Origin of the sequence: Streptomyces sp. NPDC057474 (assembly GCF_042802555.1) — a bacterium.
Classification (GTDB): domain Bacteria; phylum Actinomycetota; class Actinomycetes; order Streptomycetales; family Streptomycetaceae; genus Streptomyces.
Genome location: NZ_JBHVDX010000408.1, coordinates 1 through 4,458, shown reverse-complemented (window position 1 = coordinate 4,458; position 4,458 = coordinate 1). Strand labels below are relative to the sequence as shown.

4 protein-coding genes are annotated in these 4,458 nt (G+C 71.1%); 3 read left to right on the top strand and 1 reads right to left on the bottom strand.

The genetic code is table 11. From position 1 onward, the window contains the following. Positions 1-802 (bottom strand): MFS transporter (locus ACFU53_RS46850; protein WP_384006422.1); only part of this gene is annotated, 802 nt, incomplete at its 3' end. 227 nt (positions 803-1,029) lie between these two features. Between ACFU53_RS46850 and ACFU53_RS46845 the strand changes: the two genes are divergently transcribed. The 3 genes from ACFU53_RS46845 to ACFU53_RS46835 all read left to right on the top strand — a co-directional run bounded on the left by ACFU53_RS46845 (position 1,030) and on the right by ACFU53_RS46835 (position 4,204). After that, entirely contained in the window at positions 1,030-1,698 is a 669-nt protein-coding gene (locus ACFU53_RS46845) for an SDR family NAD(P)-dependent oxidoreductase (RefSeq protein ID WP_384006419.1), read from the top strand. Between the two features lie 618 nt (positions 1,699-2,316). Then, on the top strand, positions 2,317-3,138 hold the full coding sequence (locus ACFU53_RS46840; protein ID WP_384006416.1) for a VOC family protein: 822 nt from the start codon (positions 2,317-2,319) through the stop codon (positions 3,136-3,138). A gap of 154 nt (positions 3,139-3,292) precedes the next feature. After that, a complete protein-coding gene (locus ACFU53_RS46835) occupies positions 3,293-4,204 on the top strand; it encodes an alpha/beta hydrolase (protein WP_384006413.1) in 912 nt (303 codons plus the stop codon). Positions 4,205-4,458: the final 254 nt, after the last annotated feature.

Genomic DNA, 4,458 nt, shown 5'->3' with positions numbered 1-4,458 from the left:
ACTGGGCGGTGAAGGCGCCGATGCCGACACAGCAGGCCAGCAGCAGGGGGCGCGGGCGGCGCAGTACGTCGAGGATCGGCAGCCGCGATTCCGCGCGGTCCTTCTTCACCTCGGTGAACAGCGGGCTTTCGACCACCTTCAGCCGGACGAAGAGCCCGACGCCGAGCAGGACGACGCTGAGCAGGAAGGGCACGCGCCAGCCCCAGGCGGCGAACTGGTCGCGGGGCATGGCCACGACGAACGTCACGACGAGGGAGGAGAGCAGGGAGCCGAGCGGTGCTCCCATCTGGGTGAAGCTGGACCACAGTCCACGCCGTTTCTCGCCGGCGTGCTCGACGACCATGAGGGTGGCGCCGCCCCATTCACCGCCGATGGCGATGCCCTGCAGTACCCGCAGGGTGATGAGGAGGACGGGTGCCCAGACGCCGATGGTGTCGTAGGTGGGCAGCAGGCCGATGAGGAAGCTGGCGCCGCCCATCAGGCCCATGGTCAGCAGCAGCATGGACTTGCGGCCGAGCCGGTCGCCGAAGTGCCCGAAGATGATGCCGCCGAGGGGGCGGGCGACATATCCGGCGGCGAAGGTGCCGAACGCGGCGATGGTGCCGACGGCCGGGTCGGCGCCCGGGAAGAACAGCTCGCCGAAGACGAGCGCGGCGACCGTTCCGTAGACGAGGAAGTCGTAGAACTCGACGGCCGTACCGAGCAGACCGGAGAGCGCGACACGACGCAACTGCCTTGTGCGCAGGGCCTGTTCGGCCCGTTCGGGGCTCGGGGGTGGTAATGCGACGGGGGATGAGGGCATCGCGGTCTCCCTTGACCGGGGGAAGGACACCGCGAACTTAGGCGCTTACATAACCATCGTCAAGAAAGTGCCCAACATTGACAGCTCCGGGACAGGCACGGGTCGAGGCCGCGCGGAACCGTCCCTTCGCCGACGCGCGTTACGTCACGATGAAGACCGTCAAGCCCGTTCCCTGAGGTCGGACTCGCACGAGAGGCCGCCTCCTCCGCGAGGAAAGCAAGGAAGCCATGACCACCATCGCCGTCATCGGAGCCGGGCCGGGTCTCGGCGCGGCCGTCGCCCGTCGCTTCGGCCGTGAGGGGTTCGCCGTGGCGCTCGTCGCCCGCGACCCGGAGCGGACGGAGGCACTCGCCGCCGATCTGACCGACCAGGGCGTCACGGCCCAGGGGTTCGCCGCCGACGTACGCGACCCGGAGGCCCTGACCGCCGCACTCGACGCGGCGCACACGGCGCTGGGACCGATCGAGGTTCTGCAGTACAGCCCGTTGCCGCACCGGGACTTCATGCTGCCGGTACTGGAGACCGGCCACACCGACCTCGTCGGCCCGATCGAGTTCTCGGTCTACGGTCCGGTCGCCGCCGTACGGCAGGTGCTGCCCGGTATGCGCGCCCTCGGCCGCGGCACCGTCCTCTTCGTCAACGGCGGCACGGCCGTGGTCCCGCACCCCGACCGGGCCGGTACGTCCATCGCGTTCGCGGCGGAGAGCGCGTACGGCCACATGCTGCACGACACCCTCGCGGCCGAGGGCATCCATGTCGCCCAGCTGGTCGTCCCCGGCGCGATCGTCCCCGGACACGACAGGAAGGACCCGGCCGTCCTGGCCGACACCCTGTGGGGCATCCACCGCGACCGCCACGGCTTCCGGCACTTCGCCGACGACCTCGACGCCTCGTAGGCGGCCGGCTGGTTGTCGGGGCTTGGTTGTCGGGGCTTGGCTCTTGGGGCACGGCGGGGACCGCGGTGACACCGGGGCCGCACCCGGCCATGGCGATCTGCGAGGTCACCGACCGTGCCCAGTGGGCCGGAACGGGGCTGAAACCGGCGGCGGCCCGGCACATGGCCGCCATGGCGTCGTGCTGGTGCCGCGGCAGGCAACGTTCGCCCCGTCGCGACCCCCGGCACGCACTCTCGCCGCACCGGCCGAAGACCCAAGTACATCCAGTACGAGGGCCTTGGACCGGCACGCCGAGAGCACGCGCCGGTCGCCGCTCCTTCACGGGCAGACGTTGCCTGCCACGGCACTGTCGGGCGAGATGTGCCGGACCCCCGGCCCCGGCCGAAGGCGGCGTCGAACTCGTGAAATGCCCTCCGTCATCTGTCGGTTGACATCCGTCAGCAGGCGTGGCGCAGGCCACCACGTGCTCACCGGCGAACACCGACCGTCCCTCGGACGTCCATCGCAGAAGCCGATCGGACCGCAACGCGCCCGCTCGCGCGCAGTGGCCGACGCGCGGTCGTCCGGGGCGGGTGTCACGCTGAGATCACAGGACCCGCGAATGCGAAGGGGAATCCCGTGATCACCACTGACCTCACTCCCGGCTCCCCCTGCTGGCTCGACCTCGGCACACCCGACGTCCCGGCCGCGGCGGCCTTCTACGGTGCGGTGCTGGGCTGGCAGTACGAGTCCATGAGCGACGGCGGGGGCGGGGGCGAGGGGGAGGAGATGGAGGGCGAAGGCGGAGCTTTCCGGAAGGACGGCAAGATCGTCGGCGGGCTGGGTGAACTCACCGAGAAGGGCGCGCGTTCGGCCTGGATGATCTACTACACCGTCACCGACGCGGACGCCACGACCCAGGCAGTGGAGCGCGTCGGCGGCACGGTACGGGTCGCGCCGAGGGACTTCGGCGACTGGGGCCGGATGGCGCAGTACAGCGACCCGCTGGGCGGCCAGTTCGCCGTCTGGCAGCCGGGCAAGAACGAGGGCTTCGAGCTGGCGGACGAGCCGGGCTCACTGTCCTGGACCGAGCTGTACACGACCGACGCCGCTGCCGCCAAGGAGTTCTACGGCGATGTCTTCGGCTGGCAGTTCGGCGACATGCCCATCCCGGGCGGCAAAGGCACGTACAACCTCATCACGCCCGCCGGACTCCCCGAGGAGCGGATGCAGGGCGGCCTGATGGAACTCCGCGCGGAGAACCTCGCCCTGGCCGACGGGCGGCCCTACTGGCACCCTGTCTTCGCCGTCACCGACTGCGACGCCGCGGTCGCCGCCGTCACCGGGAACGGCGGCAGCGTGCAGATGGGGCCGGAGGACATGGAGGGTATCGGCCGGCTGGCCGTCTGCCTCGACCCGTCGAACGCGGACTTCGTGCTCCTCGCCCCCGCCGGGAGCTGACCCCCGCGAGCCTCGACCTCCCCGGCCCCTCCCGGACGCCACCGGAAGCCGACCCCGTTCGGCAGTGGCGCGCTCACCGTTGCATAAAACAGGATCAGCGTCCATCATCAGGAATCCTGTTAATTCAACGTTGTAGCGATGGGTGGGGCCGATCATGCCGTTCAGTGCCAGAATCCAGGCCAGAGGGGTTCAGCTGCTGCTCAGCGGCGTCATGACCCGTGTCCACAAGGACCTGCGCTTCGCCGACATCCCGAAGCGGACGGAAACCCTTCGGGTGGAGACCGGCGCCGGGCCGGTCGACTGCACCGTCTACCGTCCGCCGGCCACCGTCGGCACCGCCGCTCCCGTGTACGTCAACTTCCACGGCGGCGGCTTCATCGTGGGCCGCCCCGAGCAGGACGACCACATCTGCCGCTACATAGCCGCCACGGCCGGCTGTGTCGTGATCAACGTGGACTACGCCGTCGCCCCGCAGCGGGCCTTCCCCGTCGCCGTCACCCAGGCCTACGACGTCACCGAGTGGGTCGTCGAGAACGGCTCGGCCCACGACTGGGACGGTTCGCGGGTGGCCGTGGGCGGACACAGCGCGGGAGCCAATCTGACCGCCGGCGTCTGCCGTACGGCCCGCGACCGGGGCACCTTCACGCCGCGACTCCAGATCATCGACTCCGCGCCGCTCGACCAGGTCGCCGACCCGGCAACCAAGCTGTCCCGCATCGCCAAGCCGCTGCTCAGCCCCCAGCTCATGCGGATCTTCACCGCCGCCTACGTCCCGGACCCGGCCGACCTCGCCGATCCCCTGGTCTCGCCCGGACTGGCCGACGACCTCGCCGGGCTGCCGCCCGCCCTCGTGATCACCGCCGAGAACGACCGCCTGCGCGACGAGGGCGATGCCTACGCCAAGGCTCTGGAGGCCGCGGGCGTCCCGGTCGCCCACCAGGTCTTCGAGGGTGTCGACCACTACTTCACCCACACCGGCCCGGTGCCGGCCGGCAAGGAGGCCATAGAACTGATGGCCACCGCCCTGCGCACCGCCCTCGACCCGGCCGGGACCGACGTGGCCTGACACCGCCGCAGGCACGCGCCGCTGGCGAGTTCTGCCCGGACGGCCCCGCTCGTCTCACGGACGGGCGGGGCCGAACTCCGTGTCGGCGCGGGAGTGTGCGCAGGCGCAGGTGGGACAGGTGCAGGCGCTCCGTGGCGTTCGCGTCGCGCCCCGGGTGGCGGCCGGGCGGCCACGCAGTCGATCGTGGGCCGGGCGCGGGCGCGCCCGGCGCCTCGCGAAGCGGACAGCTGTCCGGTACGTTCCCTGTACCGGAC